This window comes from Nitrobacter winogradskyi (genome assembly GCF_006539545.1).
GTDB classification, from domain to species: domain Bacteria; phylum Pseudomonadota; class Alphaproteobacteria; order Rhizobiales; family Xanthobacteraceae; genus Nitrobacter; species Nitrobacter winogradskyi_A.
The window spans coordinates 100,273-123,034 of record NZ_BJNF01000002.1 but is presented as its reverse complement, the minus strand read 5'-3'; the positions used below and the strand labels follow the sequence as shown (position 1 = coordinate 123,034).

Genomic DNA, 22,762 nt, shown 5'->3' with positions numbered 1-22,762 from the left:
ATCAGGACTTGAGGATGTCGAGTGTGCGCTGGATCATCCGGCGTGTCGCGCTGATGATGTTGAGGTTCGCCTCGTAGGACCGCTGCGCGTCGCGCATGTCGGTCATCTCCACCAGCGGATTGACGTTCGGATACTTGACGTTGCCGCTGGTGTCCGCGGCCGGATTACCCGGCTCGTGCTTGATGCGGAACGTCGACGTGTCAGGCCTCACCCGGCCGAGCGTCACCACTTTCGCATCGAGCGCACGATCGAGAGCGGAAGAAAAGGTCGGCACCTTGCGGCGGTACGGATCGCCGCCCGGCGCTTGCGCGGTTGAGTTGGCGTTGGCGATGTTTTCCGAGATCACCCGCATCCTTCCCGCCTGCGCTCGCAGGCCGGACGTCGCGATGCTCATCGATCGCATGAAGTCTGCGCCGTTGTCTGCCATGATGCGATATCCTCCCGTTCAATCCTGCGTCACGCCTTGCCGGCAGCCATCTTCAGAAGCCGCAGGCTCCGGCTGTAAAGCGAGGCCGCGGCGGCGTAGTCCATCTGGTTGGCCGACACCTGGAGCATCTGATCCTCAAGACTGACGGCGTTGCCCGCCGGACGGGTCTGAAAGCCGCCATTGCCATTCTGTCCGAAATGCGCGGACGCTCCGGAACCGGCCATGCTCTGGCCCGACGTGGTGCGGGTCATCGCCAACGTCACGCCGCTTGAGGCATTGCCGCCTTGCGCGTCGAACGTCGGTTCCACGAGATCGTGCGGCCTGAAGTTCGGCGTATCGGAGTTGGCGATGTTTTCGGCCAGAACACGCTGGCGCTCCTGATGCCACTGCATCCGGGTGCGCAGCGCCGCCAGGGCGGAAATATCGTTGAGGGGCACAGGCGTCCTTGCTCCGGCCTCGGGACGGTGCGCCGCCGAGGTAGGCAGAATTTGCCTCCCTTATGGTTAACGACAGGTTAAGAACGCCAAGGCTGGCGGTTCCCGCCCGAACCGGCTTTCCCCTCAAGCGCGTACGCCGGACTTCAGTTCGGTGGGATTACGCACCACCAATGCGTTAACCACCCTTGTTAACCGGAACGCGCAACGCGCAGAAGTTGTTTTGGTCTGGTCGATTCATAGGTTATTAAGGGTTTATTCAAGGTGGTCAGCGGCAGCTTTTGCCGGACGGGATTAACAGACTGGGCCAAGCCTCGATCGTTACGGTCTCGATTGCTACGGTCTCGATCCTAACGACTCGATCGTCACGGGAGGGATGCCGGAAGGCGTTCAACGATCCAAAGCTGGAACCAAGGCACTTTCTGTCAGGGGCACAACATGCAGGCAGTCACATTCGTCATCGCATTCATTGTGGTCCTGGCGCTGATCGCCGGGGCTGCGTGGCTCGTGCGGCGATTCGCGGGAGATCGTCTGGGCGTCAACGCCAATCGCGGACGCATGCCCCGTCTGGCGGTGATCGATGCCGCCGCGGTCGACGGACGCCGACGCCTGGTTCTGGTGCGCCGGGACAATGTCGAGCACCTGCTGATGATCGGCGGCCCGACCGACATCGTCGTCGAGCATAACATCGTGCGCGCCGCTCCCGGGCGCGATCAGGCGTCGCAACGCCCGCTGCCGGGTGGTGAAACGCCAAGGTTGCCGCCACTGGCCGAAACCGGCTGGACGGAGTCCGACAGCACGCGTTCCACTCCCCCCGATCATCCCGAGCCTCCGGAGCCGGAGCTGCCACGACCGGCCCCCCGCCCAGCCTTCGCCGATACCGTGCGAAGGCCGGTCGCCGCCGAGCGCCGCAGCGACCCGCTGGCCGATTTCACCCCCGAGCCCATGAGCCGGACCGACATTCGCGGCAGCCGTCCCGCCCGACAAGAGCCATTGGTGCCGCGTCCAGCACCGGCTCCGGCGCCAGCTCCGCTTCCTCCCGCGTCGGACGCGGATCAAAATCTCGCGGAGATGGCGGAACGTCTCGAAGCCGCGCTCCGGCGTCCCACGGGCGCCAGCAAATCTCCACCCGCAGCGCCCGTGACTTCCGACCCCCCGTCTCGTCCGCGTGGCTCGGAACTTTCGTCTCCAGCCTTGTCGCGGGGCGAACCGCCGCCGGTCGCGCCGCCCGGTCCGAAGTCAGGGTTCGAGCATCTTGAGAACGAGATGGCGTCCCTGCTCGGGCGCGCGAAGTCCCCTTCGTGAGCGCGGCGACCCACCCGCGTAGAGTTTCATTCCTTCTCATTCTGATCACCGCCGGATCGCTCACCGATCCGGCGTTCGCGCAGGATATCAGCATCAATCTCGGCGGTGCCGGCAACGGCGGCGTCACCGAGCGTGCGATCCAGTTGATCGCGCTGCTCACCGTCTTGTCGATCGCGCCGTCGATCCTGATCATGATGACGTCGTTCACGCGCATCGTGGTGGTGCTGTCACTGCTGCGCACCGCGCTGGGCACGGCGACCGCGCCGCCCAACTCCGTCATCATCGCGCTTGCGATGTTCCTCACCGCCTTCGTGATGGGACCGACGCTGCAGAAATCCTACGACGAGGGTATCAAGCCGCTGGTCGCCAACGAGACCACGGTTGAGGAGGCGCTGCAGCGCGCATCCGTTCCGCTGCGCGGCTTCATGCAGAAGAACGTGCGGGAACAGGACCTCAAGCTGTTCATGGACCTGTCCGGCGAGCCTCCGCCGGCTACACCCGCCGATCTTTCGCTGCGCATCCTGATGCCGGCCTTCATGATCTCCGAACTGAAACGCGCCTTCGAGATCGGATTCCTGCTGTTCCTGCCGTTCCTGATCATCGATCTCGTGGTGGCGTCGGTCCTGATGTCGATGGGCATGATGATGCTGCCGCCCGTCGTGGTCTCGTTGCCGTTCAAGCTGATCTTCTTCGTGCTGGTCGATGGCTGGGCGCTGGTAGCCGGCAGTCTGGTGCAGAGCTACGGGACCTGAGCGGTGCGGTGAGACTGGTGTCAATCCGCGGGCGCGTCGGCTGTTGGAGTCGCATGGCCCTTAAAAGAAGAACGTCGTGCTGAAATAGCCGTAGAAGGTGTCGGCCGTGTCAGGCGCGTTGGGAGCGTCGCGCAGGAATCTGCCCTTGATCAGGTAGGCAACGCCGGTATCGATCAGCATGGCATCCGGGATGATCCAGGTCCGCAGGCGGGTTTCGATCTGCTGGCCGGCGAAGCGGCCGGATTGCCCGGAACGGTCCCGTATCTGTGTCGCCGCGAAGGCGTCGGTGGGACTCTCCAGAAAAAGAGGGCGGTAGGCGATGAAGGCATCCCAGATCGGGCTCGGCGTGATTTCCAGGCGTAACGAGGGCGAGATCATGTTCGACCGCTGCGGCACTCCGTAAAGGCCGGTCGGGCCGTATTCCCAGCGCCGGGCGCCGAACAGAGTATCGAAGCGGGTGAAGGTGGAGGGGTTGGTGCTGTTTCCGCTGGCGTGATCGTATTGCAGCACTACCCGCGGCAGCCAGGCTGCATTGAAAGTGTAACCCGCCTCCGCATGAAGGAAATAGGCTGAAACCTGAAGGTCTCGGGTGTCCGTGGGGGCGGTGGTTTCCCGGGAGAGGCCCGTCTGGTAGATCGCCTCGACATCGTAATCGAGTTGCCCGGGCTTCGGCACCCGCGCCAGCCGGATGCCCGGCGTGAACAGGCGACGGTTCCGGGTCTGCACCAACCGCAGGCCTGTTCCGGAATCCTTCTCGTACAGGCCGTATCCATAGACCTCCAACGATCCGCCAAACACGTTCTCGAAGGTATAGGTGCCGCCGTAAAATTGCAGATCCAGGCTTTCCCGGTCGTACACGATCGCATTGTCGAGGATGCCCTGCGTGTCGTTAGGAAACCTGCTGTGCGGCATGGTCCAGAGCAGCGTCATCTTATCCTTGTTCGCCCCCTTCCAGTCGTAGGAGACGCCGGTGAAGGCGTTGATGGTGTTGCGGTACTGGTTACGCGCGAGGATACGGCGCGAGCTCATGTTCTTCGTGAACCGGCCAGTGGTGAGACTGCTCGTCGAGCCTTCGCCCGTGACATCGGACAGATCGAAGTTGAGATAGGCCTGACCAAGTTCGAGCGCGTTCACCTCCGTATTGGCGGCAGACGAGTTTGGCTTCTGGAAGTAGGCGCGGCTATCGAACACCTCCCCGCCGATCCTCACCCTTCCGGCATCATATTCGGCGAAGATCGCGGTTTGAGATGAAACCATGAAGTCGTGGCTCGGGAACGTTGCCGGACGAAACTGGTTGGATATTCCTTCAACGCGAGGACGGAACGTACCGCTGATCTTAAAATTGTCGGGCCGGCCGAGTGCGTCATAGAGAGAAAATGCCGGCTCTATAGGAAGCGGCTTGAAGTAAGGCCATTTATAGGGCGGCGCCTGAGTGTGAGCATTCCCCCCGTTCTGTGCCTGGGCATGACCCTGCCCTCCCTGTGCCTGCCCTTCGGCCTGGGACTGAGGCCGAAGTTGCGCCTGTGCAGGACTCGACGGGATGGTGACAAGCGGAATAGCCGACAGCAAAGCCAGCCTTGCTGTCACGTTAAAAAAAACGCTCTTCATCAAACTCATTATCAACTTCCCAAACTACTCCGCAGGACGGATTCAGATCCGCGGAGCACAACACTCGAAGCAACGTCTCACTCGGCCCTTAGCCAACAAGGCAGCCGTCCGCGAATGCCGCACACACCTCCCTCAACGAGAGACGCGCGCGGCCGCTCAACAGCAACGATTTGAATTAGGACGACTTATGATGCTCCAGGCCGAAGCCTCGATATAGATATCGGTATATGCCGCGCTTGTTTGGTGTCAACACACGGACAGCATCAGACAAAACATAAGTACGCTCATGACTCGAACAGCAACGCAGAAAGAAAATCATCAGTGCTTGAAGGTGGATTCTCAGAATTCTGTACCACCTTGCGATCTCGCTTTGATGTCTCGATCGAAGGCAAACCTGATGCAGGTCATCATTGTCTTCCCGCAAGACCACGCTCGATAACGATCAATAAAGATGAAGATGTCGAAGCCGCTGAAGCCCACGCATCAGAATGAAAAGAACGGCGTCGCTCAATTTCATCTTCGTCAGAAACGAATGAGGGATGATCGTGGATGCGCAGATATGGTTTGATAGAAATTTATACCACCTTGCGATTTCGATCAGGATATCAGTTGAAGACAAGCTTGACGTCGATCGTGATCGTTCAGTCGAAGGATCGAGATTTATTTCGTTTCTGACAGATCGGAAGCAAGGCTCTGGATTGTTCTCCAACGCATTGTCTTGACGCGAACCGGCGACCATCCTCAGACCAAGCCTAAGGGCAAGCTTCATTCGATAACGCTGTAGCGCCTGATAACATTCGATCGTAAAGGGTGATCGATCGCATCTGCCGACATTTGGCGCACGACCCCGAAAAGTGGAAACCGGCTTTCGGAAAGATCATGCTCAAGCAAAAAGATAGGCGGCGAGTCTGATTCAACTACGTTGAATCAGAATCTGGTGTCGCCGGCACGCTCATCCGCCCGCGTTGATGACAGCAGAAAACGATCCAGTCAGCGTGATGCTTCCGCGCTAATCGAGCCGATGATCTGCGGCAACGCGCCGGTCGGAGATGGATCTACTCCCGATTCTTCCGGCGACAGTATCTTATTCGCCGACGCACCGGGAAAACGCGAGTTCATTTCGCGCAAGAAGCCGCTCAGGGTATCCACCTTCGCCGCCATCCTCGCGATCTGTTCGAATTCGGCGCTGTTGCCCGCCGCCGGCTTGCTCGCGGTATCGAAAGCGAGTTTATCGGCGCCGCCGTTCATCAGCGGCGCGTATTTTTCGCGGAAGCGCGCAAGCCCGAGCGCGTCCTCGGAGAGAGAGTAACCGATCACGGCGCGGATGATGTCGCTCTTCTCCGCCTGTGTCAGGGGGGTGAAATCGCGCCAGCGCTCACCATAGTAAAGCTCGATCTGTTCGGACGCCTCGCGCCAGCGCCGCGACGCCCAGTAGATATCGGACCGTAACCGTATGGCTTCGCGTCCGTCGAGGTTGGAGATAATGTCGAGTGCGAGATCGCGGCGGCCGATATCGCTCTGCGCGCGCGCCTCGAGCAGCAGACGCTGCTCGCGTAACGCGCCGGCGAGATCGGCGATCCGCGTCGTGCGAAGCGCGGCGATTGCACGGTCCGGCTTGCGGTTCATCAGGTAGACCGTCGCCAACCGGGCGGCGACCTGCGCGCGCGCCGCGCCCTCCAGGCGGTGATCGACCTGATACTGCAGGAGTTCGCCCGCCTGATCCAGCAGGTCAAAGGCAACCAGACGATCAGCGAGCCGCCGAATCATCTCGTCACCGCGGCGGCCGATCGGTGTCAGGTCGCGAAAATCATAAAACATCGCCAGCGCATCGACCGGCGGAAGATTGTCGCCTTTGGTGCTGAGAAAGAGCCTGGCGAACAATGCCGATGCGTCATCCTGAATTTGGCGTGACATCGCGGAGTCCGGCTCCAGCCGCGTGGCCGTTCTTGAAACAGCAAGCGCCTCCGCATAACGGCCGGCGTCGATATAGAGCGCCATCAGCATTTTCAACGTCTGCACTTCCAGCCTGTCGCCGCGCCACATCACCGACAGCGTTTCGAGATCACGCAGCGCATCCTCCGGCTTGATCTCCTTGCGCTTCTGTCGCAATGCGATGTCGTGTATCTGCGCCTCGGTCGCGGCTTCGCGGTCGCGTGAGGCCATCACCTCCCTGTACTGGGCAAGCGCCTCCTTCTCGCGCCCGAGCGCTTCCGACAGCCGCGCGCGCATCACCGTAATCCGGGGCTTCAACTCGTCGGGAATACCGAGGGCGTCGAGATCGCTGCTGTGCGAAGCGGCGCCGGAAAAATCCCCAACCTCCAGCGAGGCCCGCATCGCCGCGGTGACAATCAGGCGCTGCAGATCGACCGGCAGCACTGATATGGCGAACTGAGCGTTCTTGAATTTCTCCCGCGCCTCCGCCCACTTCTGCTGCTGTGCGAGTACAAGCGCCTTCCAAAGCTCCGAGTCGTAACTCGTTCCGATCGCCGGATTGGCGAGATCCCGCATGGCCGACGCCGTATAGTTCGTCAGCGAACTCGCGACCGAATGGATGATCAGCAGAACAGGATCCTGCTGACCGTGATTTGTTTCGGACAATGCGAGGTCGAGAACCGCCCTGGCTTCGTGATGGAATCCGCGCGCCATGTAGAACCGGGCGAGATCGATCCGCGCCGCGGCGCGCGCGTCATCGTCGCCCGCCGTTGACGCGGCATCGACCAGCTTATCGAGCCGCTCAAAGAAATCGGCTTTGCTGTCGTCCTGCCATTGCCCGACATCGAAGATCGGCTGTGCCGCGGCCGCCGCGCGTCCCGGCGCGGCATTGGCCGCCGACAGGGTAAGACCACCCTGCCGGGTCACCGTAACTTTGTCGGTGGCGACCTCAACGGCGATATCGTCGGATTTCGGTTCGATCACGACGCCATGGATCGACTCGCCCAGCGAGAACTCCACGAACTGCTGACGCCTGATCAAACCGCGCGCCGGCGGCAGCGCGGTCACGACCATCAGGGTGTTGCCCGAGTCGGGATCGACGATCCGGTGCAACCTGCCCGCGCCTGCGAGCGGCACGGTGACGCTGGCGTGAGCCCGATCGACAACATTGCGCTGCGCGGAGAGCGCGTGCGACGGTTGTTGCACGGTATCCGCAAAGGTCAGGATCCAATTCCGGCCCGCCGCGGCGGATGTTGCCTCTTCTGTGTCTGCGGGCGCGAGGGAAGCCAGCTGCGGGCGCGTCAGGCGGATACGAATGGCCTGTCCGTTGTCCAGTGGACGACGATCGATGTCGGTGATGAGCGACCCGCCTTCCTTCCGGATGGCGTCGATATCGATCGGCTGCTCCGAGTCGAACAGCAGCCACACCGTATCGGCTCGCCGAAACAGCGCCGCCGGCGCGGGCGTACCGAAGCCGAACCTCAGACGAAAGCCTTCGGTGCGTCTCTCAGCGTTGAGGGTCGCTGCGTCATTCGCGCTCCCCTCGCTTGATGCCGGAGCAGTCGCGGGCTCCGACGCCACAGCCGCCTTCGCGGGTTCCTGCTTGACGGAAGTATGCTTGGCTTGCTTGTCGTCCGCCGGCTTCGATTCCGAAGCGTTTTCCTTTGAAGCGGCGGTTTCGGATATGGGCGCGGACGGCACTTCGGCGGCAACCGGCTTTTCGATCCGAGGCGGAGCAGGCGCGGCTTCGGACTTCTTTGCCACCGGCGCGGGTTTGACATCAGCCGTCGGAGGTTTGGCCGTCTGCCCAGCCCGCTCCGCAATCGCCTGCGAGGCTGGCGGCGGAGTTTCAGCCGCCGCCTTTCCGGCGGAATCGGCCTGCGGCCGCGCTTCGGTTGACGCGAGCGGCGCAGGCAATATCGGTTTGCCGGTCTGCTGAAAGCCGATATCGACGATATAGTTTTTCTCCTCGCGAAACGAATGCACATCGACATCGCCGATCAGTTTGACGTCGATCCGCGAGCCCTCGCCTTCGACCTTCTGCGCGATCTGCTCGACATTGGCTGGCGCCATCAGCTTCGCATCCGCCAGATCGAACGTCAGCGCCGGCCTGAACAGCAGCACAAGCTTTTGTTCGTTGAGCGCCGAGGATACGCCAGCGCCGTCGGGCAACTCGAAAACATAACGCACAAAGGTCGGTTGTACCGAGGCGCGCACGCGAACCGGCGGCCGTTTCTTCGCCGCTTCGAGGCTGCGCTGTTCACGCAAGGCGCGCTCGGCCGCGCGGGCGCGTTCCGCAAGTTCCCGAACCACCTCCTGCGGCAATCCCGGCGGCGGCCCTTTCCAGCCGTCAGGCATCAGATCGATGAATACGCGCTCGCCGGCGGTCATTGTGTTGACCGTGACGTTGCGCGCCAGCGCCAGACGAATGGCCGAACCGTCCGGATCGCGGCGCGCCGAAGCGACATAATCCGGCACCGCGACCGAGATCCTGCCGACGGGAATATCCACCGGCCGCTTGAATCGGATCACAAGAACGGCGCCCGCCACCGTCACATCGGAGTCGACATCATCATTGAGCTTGAGGACGAGGCGCGCAAAACCGTCCGCTGCCGAAAGGCTCGCCTCTCCGCGGATCGCCTGCGCGCGACTTGCATCAGGAAACGCCGCGGTCAGCAGAAGGGCTGTTACAAGTACCGGAACAAAGCGCCAAAGCCGTCGCGCGCAGGCGCGCGCAAGCGCATGATCCCAAAAATTGGAGAACCGGTTTTCGGAGGAGATCATGCTCAATCAAAATATTAGGGCTGGAGTCTGATTCAACGCCGTTGAATCAGACTCCAGCGACCAACATCGAGCGGCAGTCGTCCGCGCCATCTCAGATCGTCTCTCGACTCGAATCCAGAACCGGACGCTTCGCGCACCGGTGGGACCGAACACTAGGAGCGCGACATTAAGGGGCTGTTAAACAAGGATACTAATTGCGCCCCTGTGGCGTCGGCCTGCCCTCGATCTTCGGAAGATTGGAGGCAGAGGTCGTGCCGCCGCTGGCCTGACGCGCCAGTTCAACCGTCAATCGCTCTGCAGCTTCCGGCGACATCTGCCCGAGAATGTCGGACATCTTGCGCGGCGCGATCTTCGAGGCGATCTCGAAAAGGACCGGCATTTCAAGCCGGTCAAACACCTTGGCCGCTTCCTTCGGCTTCATGTTCTCGTACATCGTCACGAGACCCTTGAAGCGTACGATCTCGGCCTCGTTTTTCTCCGCGGTCGCGGTCGCGATCCGTGCCTCGATGCCCTTCATCTGCTCGACGCGGCCCTGGATACGCTGCTCAGCGGCCTTCAGGAGACTTTCACGAATGTCAATTTCCCGGGCGCGCGCTTCGAGCTCTTCTCGCCGGCTCTGAAGGCGCTCAAGAATGGCCCGCTCCGATGGCGAGACAGTCTGGCCCGGCTCAGGGAGCGTGATCGCACCCGCCTTCGCCGTTTCTGGCGTTCCGACCGCAGGCTTGGCTTCCTCGTTCTTCGCTTCATCCTTCGCGGCATCGTCCTTGCGGGCGTCGCCTTTCTTCGCCTCGACAGATCCGGTGATGTCGCCCGCATCCGAAGCCCGTCCCGGAAAATTCAGGTTCTCCTGCGCCCAGGACTGACCGGCCGAAGCCGTCTGCACTTCGAAGACATAGCCGCCGTCGATCACGAGTCCCGCGACCTTGAGCACCGCGAGGCCGAAGATCGCAACCACCACGATGGGAATAACCCGGATGTCTCTGAAAGCACTCATGCAGCGAGACCGTCTGCCCTTCTGCGTTCGGAAAACGCACGCGCCGCGGCTGCGACGGAGCGGGCATCGCTCGTTACGGCCTCCGGCTCCGGAGCCGTGGGGGTGCGCGCCGCAAGCGCGATCCTGGACAGCCGTCGCATGAGAGCGTCGCCCTCCGCCAGTTGCTTCGCCAACTGACGTGACAGATCGGTCGCCGCCGCGATCTGGTTGCCGAGATTGTCGTTGACGTCGCGCACGGTGTGCTTCAGCCCGCCGATGGCGCGCTCGGCGATCTCCGTCGCCGTGATCAGTTCGCTGATCGTCGCCTTCAGTGACTGTTCATCCGACCTCAGCCGCTTCAGCCGCTTGTTCAGCAGCATGCAGTAACCGATGGTCAGAACGAGAAGAACCGCGACAAGACTCTCGATCGCTAGTCCGAAAGAGTGGTTCATTGGGCCTCCATCATCTTGGTCTGCTCGTCCGCTCTCTCGAACATGGCGAATGTCGTGCTTGGTTTGCGCAATTGCCGCGATACGCGAATGGCGACGCGATCACCGACCCGTCCCATGCGGCCCTCGGTGAGCGTCACGCTGCCGCACCGCACCGCCACCGACGCATCGGGACGCATTTCAAGCGGGAGCGTATCACCAACCTTAAGGGTCATGAGTTGCCTGAGCGGGATTTCGGCCTCGTACAAAACGGCATCGACGGCGATCTGCGCCTGCGCGATCTCGGTGGCGAGGTGGCTTTCCCAGATCGGGTCACGGCCGAACTTTTCGCCCATGAACATCTGCAACAGAACGTTGCGGATCGGCTCAATGGTGGCATAGGGAAGCAGCAGTTCGATGGTGCCGCCGCGGTCTTCCATGTCGATCCGCAGCCGGACCAGAATAGCGGCATTGGCCGGGCGCGTGATCGCCGCGAAACGCGGATTGGTTTCGAGGCGGTCGATCGAGAACGACACCGGCGAAAGCGGCCGGAACGCCTGCTCGGCGTCGGCCAGCACGACCTCCACCAGCCGCTTCACGAGATTGGTTTCGATCGTCGTATAGGGCCGGCCTTCGATGCGGAGCGATGACTGGCCGCGACGGCCGCCCAGCAGGACGTCGATCATGGAATAGATCAGGCTGGAATCCACCATCGCCAATCCGAAATTCTCCCACTCCTCGGCCTTGAACACGCTGAGCACCGCCGGCAGGGGTATCGAATTCAGGTAGTCGCCGAAGCGGACCGAGGTGATGCGGTCAAGCGAGACCTCGACGTTGTCGGAGGTGAAATTGCGCAAGGAGGTCGTCATGAGCCGCACCAGGCGGTCGAACACGATCTCCAGCATCGGCAGGCGCTCATACGACACCATCGCGGAGTCGATGATCGCCCGGATGCCGGAATGGTCGTCGAGGTTGATCTCGCCGACGCTGAAGCCGAGCAGGCTGTCGATTTCCTCCTGCGACAGAACCCGCTCGCCGCTGTTCTTGCCGTTGCCGAAATCACGGCCGCCGTCGTCGACCATGGCGGCCCATTGCTCCGCCATCGCCCCCGTGAGCTCATTGGCGGCAGCGGACTTCGCGGCTTCGGCCGGATCCTCCGAGTCGAGCGAGGCCTCCCACTGAGCTGCGATTGCATCCTGATCAATCTGGTCGCTGTCGTTCGCCATGATCCCATTCCGGCGCAAGAGTGTGATTCCAACTGCGTTGAATCAGGCTCCGGCCTTAATTTTCTGATCGAGCATGATCTTCAACGAAGAACGCTCCAGCGCCCCGTACCCTTCAAACGAACTTCGGAAAACCGAAGGACACCAGCACGCCTCACTGGATGACGACTTCCTTGAACAGCACCGCATTGACATGATCCGGCGAGAGCACTGCATTCACCCGTCTGGTCAGTTCTTCCTTCAGGCGGAACAGCCCCGCTGAACCGTTGAGATCGCTCGGACGCAGCTCGCGCATGTAAGTCTGAAACAGATCGGTGACGCGCGGCAGCGCCGGCCTGATCTTCTCGACCTGCGGCTCCTCCTTCACCTCGAGGACGAGCTTCAGCTTCAAATATTGCACCCGCTCGCCGGGCGCGCCCACCAGATTGACCAGCATGTCCGGGACATCGACGAAGGAAGGCGGCTTCGGCGGCGGCGCCTCGGCGTGCTGTTCGCCGCCGGAATGGTGGAACATGAAGAACCAGATGCTACCACCGGTGACGAGGAACAACGCAGCGCCGATCGCGGCGATCAGCTTGAACCTTTTCCTGGCCGGCGGCGCGTCTCCGTCCGCCGCTTTTCCCGTCTGATCATTCTCCGCCATCGTCAGCTCGCCCTTTCACCCAGGGTCGGTCCGATGCCGCCGAGCAGGCTGGATACGCAGAACAGATGCTGCCGGCGCACACGCGCCCTATTGCCTTGACACTCGCATTCCAAATCCGAGTTCGTCGCCTCCCCGCGCGAAAAATACGGAGAACTTCTGGGCTGCCACACTAGGTCCGCAATGGTTAACGGAACCTTTCTTTTAACCATGACTAGGAAGATTTTGCCGGGCCGATATGGTCAACAGCACCTTAATTGCCGGCTTCTCTCCGGGATCATCTTTAGTAAGCAGCTGATAATAAACATCTTCCGGAGATGGCACGCATTTCGCTACCCCTTTCCCCGAACCGGAAGGCTTGGGAGAGCCTGAAGGTTCGATCGATCCGGTGCGGCGGCTTGGGAGAGCTTCCTCAGACGGATCCCCAAGGGGAGAACCACCGATGGAGAACACCCTCCTCATCGGACTGTCGCGGCAGATGATGCTCGAACGGCAGATGGATGTCATTGCGAACAACGTCGCTAACGTCACCACCAACGGTTACAAGGCCGACCATTCGCTGTTCAACGAATATCTGATGCCGGGCGCGCATGAAGACAACTTCGTCGGCCGCGACCGCCGCTTAAGCTTCGTCCAGGACCGCGCCACCTTCCACGACTTCGCCGGCGGCCCGACCGAGCAGACCAAGAACCCCCTCGATGTCGCCATCGACGGCAACGCGTTCCTGGTGGTGCAGACGCCGAACGGCGAGCGCTACACTCGCGACGGCGGATTGCAGATCAATGCGCAGGGAGAACTGGTGACGGCCGGCGGCCATCCGGTGCTCGGCTCCAACGGCCCGATCAGGTTTCAGCAGACTGACCGCAACATCACGATCTCAGATGACGGCACCGTAACCGTGATCGAGGGCATCAACAACGCGACCAACGCAATCCGGGGCAGGCTGCGGCTGGTCTCCTTCCCGCAGGTCCAAAGGCTGGTCAAGGAAGGCTCCAACCTCTACGCCGCGGGCGAAGGCAACTCCGCCCGGCAGGATACGCAGGCGCGGATCAATCAAGGTTTCATCGAGCGCTCCAACGTCAATGCGGTGACCGAGATGAGCCGACTGGTCGAGGTGTCCCGCGCCTACATGCAGATGGCGACGCTATTGCAGCAGCAAAGCGACCTGCAACGATCCGCCATCGAAAAACTCGCCGACGTTCCGGCATAAGGAGTTCAACTCATGCGCGCTCTTTACACTGCCGCGACCGGAATGGCGGCCCAGGAACTGAACGTCCAGGTCATTTCCAACAACATCGCGAACCTGCGCACCACCGGTTACAAGAAGCAACGGGCCGCATTTCAGGATCTGATCTACGATCACGTCCGCCGCGTCGGCGCTCAGGCGTCAACTCAGGGCACGATCATGCCCGTCGGCATCGATCTCGGCGGCGGCGTGAAAACTGTCGGAACGCCACGGCAGATGAGTCAAGGCACGCTGTCCCAGACCGGCAATGATCTCGACATCGCCATTCGCGGCGAGGGCTTCTTCAAGATCCAGATGCCGGACGGCACCTTTCAGTACACGCGCGACGGCACGTTCCAGATGGACAACATGGGCCGCATCGTCAATGCGCAGGGCAATCCGGTGCAGCCGACGATCACGATCCCGCAAAACTCCGCGGGCATCACCATCAACGCGCAGGGCCAGGTCTCGGTGACGCTGCCGGGGCAGACCACTCCGACCGTGCTCGGCCAGATCAGCCTCACCCGCTTCATCAACAAAGCGGGCCTGCAGCCTGTCGGCGACAACAATTTCAAGGAGACGCCCGCCTCCGGTCCTTTCCAGGACGGCATCGCCAATCTCGACGGCTTCGGTGACATGCAGCAGTCGAACCTCGAACAGGCCAATGTCGAGGTGGTGTCGGAAATCTCCGACCTGATCGCCGCGCAACGTGCCTACGAGATGAACGCCAAGGTCATCAGCGCCGCCGATCAGATGCTGCAATCCGCAGCCGCACTGTTCCGCTAGAGCGTGATCCCGATCAGTGGAAACCAGCTGGACAGGATCATGCTCGATCAAAAAGAAGAGAGGCTGATCATGGCCGTTCGTCCTTTCCTCGTCGCCGTCGTCGCCGGCCTGTTGCTGGCGGCGTCCGCTCCGGTGCTGGCGGGCAACGACGCGGCTGCACGCCGCGCCGATTTTGCAAGCGCGTTCCAGACCGCCGCCGCCATTCCGGCCCCCGTGCTTCGCGGCCGTGTCGATATTACGGACGAAATGGTGCGGATCGGAGACCTCGTCGACAACGCTGGCGATGCAGCACAGATCGCGATCTATCGCGCTCCCGATCCCGGCACCACCGGCACCCTGCCGGCCGCCCAGCTGCTCGACGTCCTCCGCGCGCATCAGGTAATCGGCGTCGAAACTCACGGCATCAGCAACGTCGCGGTGACGCGGCTCGCACGAACCCTCGATCCCGACGACGTCGAATTGCAGATCGCGGTCGCGCTCGAACACCGCAACGGGCTTGGCGACGCCAGGGATATGCTGCTGACTTTCGATAAAGACCTCAAAGCTATCCATCTCGATGCCGCGAACAATGGCGCGATCACTCCGGTGGTCACCCGGTTCGACCCGCGCAGCGGCCGCTTTGATGTCACGCTTGAAGTCGCAAACGACTCGGGCGCGGCCCCAACCCGCCTCCGCTTCACCGGCACAGCTGTGGAGACTATCGAAGCCGCCGTGCTGGCTCGCGATGTCGACCGCAACACGCTGTTGAAATCTTCCGACATCGTCATCGAGCGCCGTCCCAAGGCCGAGATCGGCAACAATGCGGCGAGCCGCGACCGCGTCGTCGGGATGCAGACGCGGCGGCAGATGCGCGCCGGTCAAGCGCTGCACGGCATCGACCTGACCAGGCCGGACCTCGTGCAACGCGACCAGGCAGTGACCCTGATCTATCAGACCGCGGGAATCTATCTCACCGTGCGCGGCAAGGCGACCGAGTCCGGCACGGAAGGGGACGTCGTCAGCGTTCTCAACCTGCAATCAAACCGCACCATATCCGGCGTCGTGGTCGGGCGAGGCCAGGTGTCGGTGTCGCCCGCCGCTCCAGTCGTCCCGCACAAGCTGGCGAGCGTCGAGCCGGCGGCGGAGGCGACAGCCTCGTTCTCCGCCGGGAACAACGCGCCCGCATCCTCGAAAGCCGAGTAACGTTCATGTTGAAGCTCGCGTCCCTCAATCGCATCGTTCTGACCGGCATGTTGCTGGCGGCCGCCGGCCTCGCCAGCGGCTGCTCGTCGATCGATCGCCTGTCGCAGATCGGCGAGTCACCCAAGCTGACCGCGATCGACAATCCGACGACGCAGCCCGGATACAAGCCTGTGCAGATGCCGATGCCGAAGCCGGAGACGGTGTCCTACAACGCCAACTCGCTGTGGCGGAACGGTTCACGCGCGTTCTTCAGGGACCAGCGCGCGGCGCGGGTCGGCGACCTCCTGACCGTGACCGTGAACTTCACCGACAGGGCCAACATCGCCAACCAGACCCAGCGCAGCCGCGTCAGCAAGGACGATTCGGGCATTGACGATTTCGCGGGCGCCAAGCTGTTGGGCGCGACCGCGCAAAAGGTTCTTCCCGGCCGGCTGTTGACGACCGATTCCGAGTCGCTGAGCGACGGCAAGGGTCTGGTGCAACGTCAGGAGAACCTCCAGACCAGCGTCGCCACGGTCGTCACGCAAGTACTGCCGAACGGCAACCTCGTGGTCGAGGGCAAGCAGGAGATCCGCGTCAACTTCGAGATCCGCGAACTGATCGTCGCCGGCATCGTGCGACCCGAGGATATTCAAAGCGACAACACCATCGATTCAAGCAAGATCGCGCAGGCCCGCATCGCCTACGGCGGACGTGGGCAGATCACCGACGTTCAACAGCCGCGCTATGGTCAACAGGTCATGGACGTGCTGCTGCCATTCTAGAGCATGATCCCGAAGCTCCCCGCCGGATCGCGAACCCAGGCGCGAGACGGCGACGACCCGGCGATGCACGCAGCGATGCCGCGCACCGTCGGGGATGCGGCCTCCGGCGGCTCCCCTGCCGGAGGCCGTGTCTATCTGACAAGCGCAAATCACGCATCGTTCGCTGAGGAACAGCGAAATGTGATGAACAATGATCTGCGCGCGGCAAGTTCGATGGCTATATATCCGTGATGTTCCGCAAACCGAGCGCGTCGGAGCGTCCATGAACCTCAACGTCCACGTCCTGCTTGTCGCCGCCGCCTGCCTGATCGGCTTGTCTGACACCGCGCAGGCCCGCCATCGGCACCGCCCTGTCTACATGTTCATGCCTTGGGCGCCCGTCGTAACGCCGATGCCTCCTCCGCGGCTACCCCTCGTCGATACCGGCGTGATCAATCAGCCCGGCGTGCCGAACACATCGCGGCCTGGAACCATCGGCACCGGCGCCCTGCCGAGCGGCCTGAAAGGCGATAGCCCAACCGCGCCGGGATTTCCCGGCTGGGTCGGACGGGATTAGACCCGCATTCGCTCCACATTGCCACGACCCGGCATACGAACGCCGGAATCATTTGCAGGAGCTTTTACCGCAACGGGATACAATGCTTGAACCGAACCCACAGGAGTTGCGGTATTGAAATCCGATCCCGATCTTCAGCAACGCGACGCGCTGCTCCAGACCGTGCTTCGCGACTACTTTGCGTCCGACAACGCAGCGATCCTGCACACCATTCGTTCCAAGGCCGAGTATGTCGATCTTGTCTCCGGCACGATCCTGCTGCGCCAGGGCGACACCAGTAACGACGTGTACTTCGTACTCTCGGGGCGGCTTCACGCGTTCTCGGAGACCGAATCCGGCGCGCGAAAAATTCTCGGAGAGATCGGGCGCGGTGAAACCATAGGCGAGCTCGCGCTGTTCACCGGCGAACCGCGCTCGGCAACCGTCGTGGCGGTGCGCGATACGCTTCTGGTCAAGGTGACGCGCGCGATGATCGAGCGGACGATCCTGCAGCATCCGGAAATCGAGATGTCGATGATGCGGGTCGTGATCCGGCGATTCCGCCAGCGCGAACGCGAGCGGCAGGCGCCGCTGGTGCCCGTCAACATCTGCATCCTGCCGATCACGCCCGGGCCGGATGCGACCGGTTTCGCGCGAAGCCTGCGTAACGCGCAAGCTGCTGAGGCCGGGCCGGTGGCAATCGTTACCGCCAACGACGTCGCCAGCCACTTCGGCGCTCAGGATCACCCGCCGGAACAACGCAACGACGCGCTTGCCGGCTATATCGACGACATCGAAGCTCGGAGCCGCGCGGTGTACCTTGCGGCCGACGGAGGCGACACCGCATGGACCCGGTTTTGCCTTCGTCATGCCGACGAGGTGCTGTTGCTTGCCGACGCCGGCCACGATCCCGGCCTCTCGGCTGTCGAGCAAGCGTGCCTGTCGCCGGCCGCTCCCATTTCGATCGCACGGCAGACGCTGGTCCTGCTGCACCGGACTGATACGAGAATCCCTACCGGTACGACGCGCTGGCTGAACGCACGGCCGGATGCGCGGCACTTTCACATTCGCCCGGAGCGGCCCGCCGACATGGGCCGCCTCGCCCGCATCGTATCAGGACGGGCCATCGGCCTCGTGCTTTCGGGCGGAGGCGCGCGCGGCTTCGCTCATGTCGGCGTCATCAAGGCGCTGGAAGAGGCAGGCATTCCCGTCGACATGCTGGGCGGCAGTTCGATCGGCGCGGTCATGGGGATGGTGCTGACGCTCGGGCGCAACGCGGACGAAGTCGCTGCCGCCGTCCGAAAGGCGTTCCTCGAACATCCGAGAGGCAACGTCACCGGCGACTACAACTTCATTCCGCTGGTGTCGCTGATCAAGGGTGCGCGCACCCGAAGCGCGATGACGCAAGCGGTGCGCGATGCCACCGGCCGGGATGCGATCGACAGCGAGGATTGCTGGACCACCTTCTTCACCATTGCATCAGACTTTTCGACCGGCAGCGAAGCTGTCCTTCAGCGAGGCGACCTTACCCGCAACGTCGGCGCAAGCTATGCGATTCCCGGCGCGCTACCGCCGGTCTTCGTCGGCGGACACATGATGTTTGACGGCAGCACGTTCAACAATTTCCCGGTCGACGTGATGGCCCGGCTCGGCGCCGGCCGCATCATCGGCGTCGATCTCTCGGTTGACCGCGAGCAGTTATTCGACATTGACGATGTGCCGGGGACGCTCACCTTGCTGCGCGACAAACTAAGGCCGCGCGCGAAGCGGCGCTACCGTCTGCCGAGCGTGCCCGAGACGATGCTGCGATCGTCCTTCATCACGTCGATCTCCAAACAGAAGGAGATGGGAAAGTTCACTGACCTGTTGTTCCGGCCGCGGATCACCGACGGTCGCCTGCTCGACTGGAGCCGCTTCGAAGAGGTGGTCGCCGCCGGCTACAGCCAGGCGAGGGAGGTGCTGGCGGGCCTGAGCGATGAGCAGCGGAAGATGTTCGGATGAGGTTTGATTGTATCGTCATGTCCGGCTTATGCCGGGCATCCACGTCTTGAAACGTGAAATGGATCAAAGGCGTGAATGGCCGGGACCATAGGTGAGTGAAGCGGCGCCGTTCTTCGAACGGCCATTCCCGACAACGGCGCGTTGAAACGCGTCATCGCCAACTCAGCCTGTTCGAGAACATGACCCCAACCCGAAGGACCGCGCCGGAGCATCGGCGCAACCGCTCTACTCGTCCCGATAGATCTTTTCCCGCTTTTCGTGACGCTCCTGGGCTTCGACGGAAAGCGTCGCGATCGGGCGCGCCTCGAGCCGCTTCAACGAAATCGGCTCGCCGGTTTCCTCGCAATAGCCGTAGGTGTTGTCCTCGATCCGCTGCAAGGCGGCGTCGATTTTCGAGATCAGCTTTCGCTGCCGGTCACGGGCGCGCAGCTCGACCGCGCGGTCGGTTTCCGAGGACGCGCGATCGGCAAGGTCGGGAAGGTTGACGTTTTCTTCTTGAAGAGTCTGCAGCGTCACCTTCGATTCGCGAAGAATCTCGTCCTTCCATGCCAGCAACTTGGCGCGGAAATATTCGCGCTGGCGCTCGTTCATGAATGGCTCTTTCTCAGAAGGCCTGTAGTTCTTCAGCTTTTCCAAATGCGTTCCTGCTCGGTGAAAACGCCGGGTGATCCGGCTGCGGCGAGCTTATATAGCGGCCGTTTGTGACAAACAATATCGTCGTCCCGAAGTCCACCCCGGACAGATCCAGCTTCCGCTTCTTTCCTTCCCAATGACAGGGAACCAAAATCCTCGATACGTATTAGTCCTATCGCTTCGAGGTTCCATTCCGTTCGCTGCTTCAGAATTGCCTCGCCTTGGCGAGTTCCACCTCGACGCGCAGTTCGATCTCGGCGAGAACAGCATCGAGACCGGTGTCGCCGGAAGACGATTTCAGCTCACTCGCGGCGGTGCGCAGCCGGGTCACGATTGAGGGATCGAAGTTGCCGGAAAGCAGCCCCATCTTGAGATCGTCGAGCACGTCGAGAGCTCCCCTGCCCCGCCGCACCGAGCGCCTGCGCCGCTCCACCGGATCTTCCTCGACACCCTGCAACGCCAGCAACGCATCGATGGTCGCCGTCGCCGTCGCCTTCGGTGCGGCCGCGGCCCTGCTTTCCGTTGCGGAAGCCATGTCCGGCAGGGAAAATTCACTTCCCCCCGTTCGCCGCGCGGACGGGGCCTGCGTTCCCGGCGTCGCGCCGTTCGCTCCGTAAATTCGCATCGATCGTCTCGCCCGAATGTGGTGTTCAACGAAACCTGCCCACCGTCTAAGGCCGGGCCAACGCCGGCCGACGGAGTGCGCACCGGATGATCCGGCAGGAGAAGCGTGGCCCGTTATGGTTAACGAAGCGTGAACGCCCGGCAAATTTTGCCGACAAGGGCAACTTCGCCGCCCCGCTTCGCGCTCACCACCAGCGACCGCACTGAAAAACCAAATAAAATCAACGCAACGAGCCAGCCATCACGTTGGCACGGGTCTCGCATGATTAACGGCGAATGACCGTCATGGGGAGTGACGGGCAGCCCAACCTGACCTCAGCGGGGAGCAGAGGATGTCTGGCCTTGGTTTCACGGGCGTCGTCCGGATCGCCGTTGTGGCGCTTTTGGCGCTGGCGTTCCTCGGAGCCCCTGCCCATGCCACCTCACGGATCAAGGACCTCGCGAACATCGAGGGTGTGCGACAGAACCAGTTGATCGGCTACGGCCTCGTGGTCGGCCTCAACGGCACCGGCGACACCCTCAACAACATCCCTTTCACCAAGCAGTCGCTACAGGCGATGCTGGAGCGCATGGGCGTCAACATCCGCGGCGCCACCATTCGAACCGGCAACGTCGCGGCCGTCATGGTGACCGGCAACCTGCCCGCCTTCGCCACCCAGGGCACCCGCATGGACGTCACCGTCTCGGCGATGGGCGATGCCAGAAGCCTGCAAGGCGGCACCTTGCTCGTCACGCCGTTGCTCGGCGCCGACGGCAATGTTTACGCGGTGGCGCAGGGTTCGCTTGCGATCGGCGGCTTTTCCGCCGAAGGCGCCGCCGCGAGCGTCACCAAGGGCGTGCCGACCAACGGGCGCATCGCCAACGGCGCCATCGTCGAGCGTGAGATCGAATTCGCACTGAACCGGATGCCGAATGTCCGGCTGGCGCTGCGCAACGGCGACTTCACCACCGCCAAGCGCATCGCCGCCGCCGTCAACGATTTCCTCGGCACCAAGACGGCCGAACCGATCGACCCGTCCACGGTGCAGCTCTCCATCCCGGCGGAGTTCAGGGGGAACGTCGTCGCGCTTCTGACCGAGATCGAACAGTTGCAGGTCGAGCCGGACATCACGGCCAAGATCATTATCGACGAGCGCTCCGGAATCATCGTGATGGGACGCGATGTCCGCGTCGCCACCGTCGCGGTGGCGCAGGGCAACCTCACCGTATCCATTTCCGAAAGCCCGCAGGTCAGCCAGCCCAATCCGCTGTCCAACGGGCGGACGGTGATGACGCCGCGCACGGACGTAGGCGTAACGGAGAATGGCAACAAGCTCGCGCTGGTCAAGAACGGCGTCTCGCTTCAGGAACTTGTCGACGGACTCAACGGTCTCGGCATCGGGCCACGCGATCTGATCGGCATTCTACAGGCGATCAAGGCGGCAGGCGCGATCGAAGCCGATATCGAGGTGATGTGATGGATACTCACGCTGTCAACGGTCTGCTCAGCGGCGCTTATCGCAACGCCCAGCGCACGACGCCGACGCTGAACCGCCGCCCGGATCCGCAGCTCGCGCAAGCGCTGGAGCACGTCTCTCCGCAGTCGATCGAGAAGGCGAGAGCGACATCAGAGGATTTCGAGGCGATGTTTCTCAACTCCATGTTCTCGCAGATGACAACCGGTCTGAAAGGCGAAGGCCCGTTCGGCGATACGCCCGGCACCGGCGTGTGGCGCTCGATGCTCACCGAGCAACATTCCAGATCGTTCGCCAAGGCCGGCGGCGTCGGCATCTCCGACGCGGTATTCCGCACCCTGATCATGCAACAGGCGAACCAGACCTCGCTCCCACCGAAGGAAGCCGCATGACGCCGCAATCCCGGAACCCGCAAGAGTCCCCTCTCCTGCCTCCCGTATCGACGCCAGCGGACGCGCGCAAGCTCGCTGACGACATGCTCGACATCATGAACGCGCTGCTCGCTGTCATCGAGCGCGAGACCGAGTTGGTGCGCGCCGGCAAAATCCGCGAAGGGATGGCGCTGGAGAGCCGGAAGACAGAACTGTCGCGGCGTTACGTAGACGCCATCAGGCAATTCAAGGCCAGTCAGGCCTACATGACGCAATCAGCGCCTGATCTGCTCACCGCGCTGCAACGCCACCACGACACATTCCGCGCCATGCTGCAGGTGAATCTCACCGTGCTCGCGACTGCGCACGCGGTTTCCGAAGCAATCGTCCGCGGCGTCAGCGCCGAGGCGCAGCGCAGCGCCACGCCACAGACCTATACGGCAAGCGGCCAGCGCAGCGCGCCCTCGCGTCAGCACATGAGTCCGATCGCGGTCAGCCGTTCGCTGTAACACCCGCGGAAAGCGGCTGCTTCGATCCAGCCCCATATTCCAGTACGATTTAGTTCAAACTCCAGCGCTCCCGACAACACCCCATTGAGGACGTTCTCTAACCCACCGTTGAGAGACAAGCGTTAGGCTTGCGATCAGAAGGGGGTTGGGATTTGACTCGAAGGAGGCCGGG

Annotated in this window: 21 protein-coding genes; 11 read left to right on the top strand and 10 right to left on the bottom strand. The window is 62.4% G+C overall.

Annotated features, from left to right (window positions below; translation table 11 throughout):
- Position 1 precedes the first annotated feature (1 nt).
- A complete protein-coding gene (flgC, locus tag NWI01_RS00540; protein WP_011314426.1) occupies positions 2-427 on the bottom strand; it encodes a flagellar basal body rod protein FlgC in 426 nt (141 codons plus the stop codon).
- A gap of 29 nt (positions 428-456) precedes the next feature.
- Entirely contained in the window at positions 457-864 is a 408-nt protein-coding gene (gene flgB, locus NWI01_RS00535) for a flagellar basal body rod protein FlgB (RefSeq protein WP_141381799.1), read from the bottom strand.
- Between the two features lie 435 nt (positions 865-1,299).
- Between flgB and NWI01_RS00530 the strand changes: the two genes are divergently transcribed.
- Together NWI01_RS00530 and fliP are read left to right on the top strand one after the other, a co-directional pair.
- Entirely contained in the window at positions 1,300-2,166 is an 867-nt protein-coding gene (locus NWI01_RS00530; RefSeq protein WP_141381798.1) for a flagellar biosynthetic protein FliO, read from the top strand.
- The gene (gene fliP / locus NWI01_RS00525) at positions 2,163-2,918 is read left to right on the top strand and encodes a flagellar type III secretion system pore protein FliP (protein ID WP_141381797.1); all 756 of its coding nucleotides are present in this window, start codon (positions 2,163-2,165) and stop codon (positions 2,916-2,918) included. Before NWI01_RS00530 ends, fliP begins: the two co-directional genes overlap by 4 nt.
- Positions 2,919-2,978: 60 nt before the next feature.
- Here fliP and NWI01_RS00520 read toward each other — a convergent pair whose 3' ends face one another.
- The 6 genes from NWI01_RS00520 to fliL all read right to left on the bottom strand — a co-directional run bounded on the left by NWI01_RS00520 (position 2,979) and on the right by fliL (position 12,509).
- Positions 2,979-4,535, bottom strand: coding sequence for an alginate export family protein (locus tag NWI01_RS00520; protein ID WP_141381796.1), 1,557 nt, complete (start codon positions 4,533-4,535; stop codon positions 2,979-2,981).
- 981 nt (positions 4,536-5,516) lie between these two features.
- The gene (locus NWI01_RS00515; RefSeq protein WP_141381795.1) at positions 5,517-9,242 is read right to left on the bottom strand and encodes a tetratricopeptide repeat protein; all 3,726 of its coding nucleotides are present in this window, start codon (positions 9,240-9,242) and stop codon (positions 5,517-5,519) included.
- A gap of 190 nt (positions 9,243-9,432) precedes the next feature.
- Positions 9,433-10,236, bottom strand: coding sequence for a MotE family protein (locus NWI01_RS00510; RefSeq protein WP_141381794.1), 804 nt, complete (start codon positions 10,234-10,236; stop codon positions 9,433-9,435).
- The gene (locus NWI01_RS00505) at positions 10,233-10,667 is read right to left on the bottom strand and encodes a DUF6468 domain-containing protein (RefSeq protein ID WP_141381793.1); all 435 of its coding nucleotides are present in this window, start codon (positions 10,665-10,667) and stop codon (positions 10,233-10,235) included. The genes NWI01_RS00510 and NWI01_RS00505 overlap by 4 nt, the downstream gene beginning before the upstream one ends.
- Positions 10,664-11,869 (bottom strand): flagellar motor switch protein FliM, encoded by a 1,206-nt coding sequence (gene fliM / locus NWI01_RS00500; protein ID WP_141381792.1) that lies wholly within the window; start codon positions 11,867-11,869, stop codon positions 10,664-10,666. The genes NWI01_RS00505 and fliM overlap by 4 nt, the downstream gene beginning before the upstream one ends.
- A gap of 151 nt (positions 11,870-12,020) precedes the next feature.
- On the bottom strand, positions 12,021-12,509 hold the full coding sequence (gene fliL, locus NWI01_RS00495) for a flagellar basal body-associated protein FliL (protein WP_141381791.1): 489 nt from the start codon (positions 12,507-12,509) through the stop codon (positions 12,021-12,023).
- A 439-nt stretch (positions 12,510-12,948) separates the two neighbouring features.
- Between fliL and flgF the strand changes: the two genes are divergently transcribed.
- The 6 genes from flgF to NWI01_RS00465 all read left to right on the top strand — a co-directional run bounded on the left by flgF (position 12,949) and on the right by NWI01_RS00465 (position 18,999).
- Positions 12,949-13,716, top strand: coding sequence for a flagellar basal-body rod protein FlgF (gene flgF, locus NWI01_RS00490; protein WP_141381790.1), 768 nt, complete (start codon positions 12,949-12,951; stop codon positions 13,714-13,716).
- 12 nt (positions 13,717-13,728) lie between these two features.
- Entirely contained in the window at positions 13,729-14,517 is a 789-nt protein-coding gene (gene flgG / locus NWI01_RS00485; RefSeq protein WP_141381789.1) for a flagellar basal-body rod protein FlgG, read from the top strand.
- Between the two features lie 69 nt (positions 14,518-14,586).
- Complete coding sequence (gene flgA / locus NWI01_RS00480) at positions 14,587-15,699, top strand: flagellar basal body P-ring formation chaperone FlgA (RefSeq protein WP_181410310.1); 1,113 nt, start codon at positions 14,587-14,589, stop codon at positions 15,697-15,699.
- Between the two features lie 5 nt (positions 15,700-15,704).
- Entirely contained in the window at positions 15,705-16,463 is a 759-nt protein-coding gene (gene flgH, locus NWI01_RS00475) for a flagellar basal body L-ring protein FlgH (protein WP_141381787.1), read from the top strand.
- A 262-nt stretch (positions 16,464-16,725) separates the two neighbouring features.
- The gene (locus NWI01_RS00470) at positions 16,726-17,019 is read left to right on the top strand and encodes a hypothetical protein (RefSeq protein ID WP_244613587.1); all 294 of its coding nucleotides are present in this window, start codon (positions 16,726-16,728) and stop codon (positions 17,017-17,019) included.
- A 114-nt stretch (positions 17,020-17,133) separates the two neighbouring features.
- Positions 17,134-18,999: a patatin-like phospholipase family protein gene (locus NWI01_RS00465; RefSeq protein WP_141381785.1), complete on the top strand. Its 1,866-nt coding sequence runs from the start codon at positions 17,134-17,136 to the stop codon at positions 18,997-18,999.
- Positions 19,000-19,224: 225 nt separating this feature from the next.
- Here the strand turns inward: NWI01_RS00465 and dksA are convergent, their stop codons facing one another.
- Positions 19,225-19,590, bottom strand: coding sequence for an RNA polymerase-binding protein DksA (gene dksA / locus NWI01_RS00460; protein ID WP_210242922.1), 366 nt, complete (start codon positions 19,588-19,590; stop codon positions 19,225-19,227).
- A gap of 247 nt (positions 19,591-19,837) precedes the next feature.
- Positions 19,838-20,257 carry a flagellar assembly protein FliX gene (locus NWI01_RS00455; protein WP_141381783.1) on the bottom strand — a complete coding sequence of 140 codons (420 nt, stop codon included), beginning with the start codon at positions 20,255-20,257 and terminating at the stop codon, positions 19,838-19,840.
- Positions 20,258-20,588: 331 nt separating this feature from the next.
- Between NWI01_RS00455 and NWI01_RS00450 the strand changes: the two genes are divergently transcribed.
- Genes NWI01_RS00450 through NWI01_RS00440 form a run of 3 tightly spaced genes read left to right on the top strand, consistent with a single transcriptional unit; the run spans position 20,589 to position 22,590 of the window.
- Positions 20,589-21,713 carry a flagellar basal body P-ring protein FlgI gene (locus tag NWI01_RS00450; RefSeq protein ID WP_141381782.1) on the top strand — a complete coding sequence of 375 codons (1,125 nt, stop codon included), beginning with the start codon at positions 20,589-20,591 and terminating at the stop codon, positions 21,711-21,713.
- Positions 21,713-22,102, top strand: coding sequence for a flagellar assembly peptidoglycan hydrolase FlgJ (gene flgJ / locus NWI01_RS00445; RefSeq protein WP_181410309.1), 390 nt, complete (start codon positions 21,713-21,715; stop codon positions 22,100-22,102). Before NWI01_RS00450 ends, flgJ begins: the two co-directional genes overlap by 1 nt.
- Complete coding sequence (locus NWI01_RS00440; RefSeq protein WP_141381781.1) at positions 22,099-22,590, top strand: hypothetical protein; 492 nt, start codon at positions 22,099-22,101, stop codon at positions 22,588-22,590. The genes flgJ and NWI01_RS00440 overlap by 4 nt, the downstream gene beginning before the upstream one ends.
- The last annotated feature ends 172 nt before the right edge of the window (positions 22,591-22,762 follow it).